We start from the raw sequence: 2065 nt of genomic DNA on the forward strand, positions 1-2065 counted from the left end.
CATAAAGTGAAACTTTAATCAGTGGGGGTTTTGTTCATCCCCCACTGATTATTAGTTGAACCAATCGGGCTTTTACGGGCAGCCCGACCCCAACCTAACTTCTTTGCTTTCGCTGAATTTTGAGGTGGGGGTCTTACTGCCCGTAAAATAGCGGGATAAGTTAAAACCTGAAGTAAATAAATGGATTATACGTCGAATTAATTAAATACATAATCGAAATCATAAATAATGTTAGTAATAATATAGGACGTACAACCTGCATCGTGAATGTATACGTTTTTGGTGCAAGTTCTAATATGTTTTTAACACGTTTCAAAATTGGTGTCGCTGCGATAAAGGCGATGATAAATATGACAATGTATTCATGTATATATAGCATTGTGTTGTCATCGATGAAAGATTGCCTCTCTATGCCAAACATCGCTTTTAAATATTGGAACGAGTATGCGAAATTATCAGCTCGGAAGAAGACCCAACCGATCATAACGATGATTAGTACATATGCATGTTGCAGCGGCTTCCACAGCTTATTTAATATTTTCTCGAATCCAGCTTTTTCAATCGAGATAATAAAGCCGTAATATAATCCCCAGGCGATAAAGGTCCAGCTTGCCCCGTGCCATAAACCGGTTAATCCCCATACGATGAAGAGGTTACGGTAATTTGCTAGTTTGGATACACGGTTTCCGCCGAGCGGAATGTATATATAGTCGCGGAACCAAGAGCCTAGTGTAATATGCCATCTTCTCCAAAATTCTGAAATGGATTTCGAGATGTACGGATAATTGAAGTTTTTCGGGAAATCAAATCCGAACATTTTTCCAAGTCCAATTGCCATATCAGAGTATCCTGAGAAATCGAAATAGATTTGAAGTGTATAGGCGATAATACCAATCCAAGCCGTTCCAGCGCTCATTTCAGATGGTGGTAAGGCAAAGATTTTATCTGCGACAAATCCAACTTGATTGGCGATTAACATTTTTTTCGCTAATCCTAAAACGAAAATTTGGATACCTTCTGTAAATCGTTCAAAAGAATGGATGCGCGTTTTAATTTGATCAGCAACGATATTGTAACGAACGATTGGTCCGGCAATAAGCTGCGGGAAAATTGATATATATAGTGCTAAGTTAAGTGGATTCTTTTGAACATCCCCGTCTTTACGATATATGTCGATGACATAGGACATCGCTTGGAATGTATAAAATGAAATCCCAATTGGTAGTGGAATAGGTTCCACCTGGATAGATAAATGTAAAGCGTTGTTTAAAATGTCTGTGAAAAATGAAATATATTTAAAATAAGAAAGTAATAAAATATTTCCGACCACAGCCATAATTAAAAATGTGACTTTCATATTTTTTCGTTTATCATAATGATGCACGAGTAGGCCGAAGCAGTAGTTTAATATAATAGAAAAGAGCATTAAGAGGACGAATCGAGGTTCTCCCCATGCATAGAAAATTAAACTAAATGCAAGTAATACGAAATTACGTAGCTCGGCACGCACTATAAAATAGAAAAATAATACGAGAGGTAAAAAGATAAATAAGAAAACAGAACTACTAAATACCAAAGGACTCTCCTCACTTTTTTCAAAAATACATTTCGTGCAAAAAACCGACATTTCTATTATATATTCTTTTAAATAAAAGTGCCTTTAATATTTTATCATGTTAATAATTCGATTAAAATGATTATTATATATAATAGAAGAAAAGGGGAGCGGAACCCTTTTGACACTCACTATTTGGATAAGATAAGATGAATAAGGTGTGATTTGTTTGGAAGGGAAGAGATGGTGTGTTATTTAACTCATTTGAGTTTATTTTTTTATTTTTACCGATAGCATTTCTTTTATATTTTCTATTAAATAAATTTGGACATGCTACATTAGCGAAGGCTTGGCTTGTTGCGGCCTCTTTATTTTTCTATAGTTATTGGAATGTGAAATATTTACCGCTTATGTTAGTGTCACTCATTGTGAACTACTTTATCGGAATGAGGCTCGTAAAACATAAGAGTAAACTTCTTTTAACGGTAGGGTTAATATTTAATATAGGAA

1 protein-coding gene and 1 pseudogene are annotated in these 2065 nt (G+C 35.0%); one reads left to right on the forward strand and one right to left on the reverse strand.

The window, feature by feature from the left end:
* Window positions 1-160: 160 nt before the first annotated feature.
* The gene (locus AB3X49_RS23015) at window positions 161-1576 is read right to left on the reverse strand and encodes an MBOAT family O-acyltransferase (RefSeq protein WP_219374914.1); all 1416 of its coding nucleotides are present in this window, start codon (window positions 1574-1576) and stop codon (window positions 161-163) included.
* A 227-nt stretch (window positions 1577-1803) separates the two neighbouring features.
* Here AB3X49_RS23015 and AB3X49_RS23020 point away from each other — a divergent pair.
* A pseudogene (locus tag AB3X49_RS23020) lies at window positions 1804-2065 on the forward strand (MBOAT family protein); the annotation flags it as partial.

The organism is Bacillus sp. C30, from assembly GCF_040838255.1.
Classification (GTDB): Bacteria; Bacillota; Bacilli; order Bacillales; family Bacillaceae_G; genus Bacillus_A; species Bacillus_A mycoides.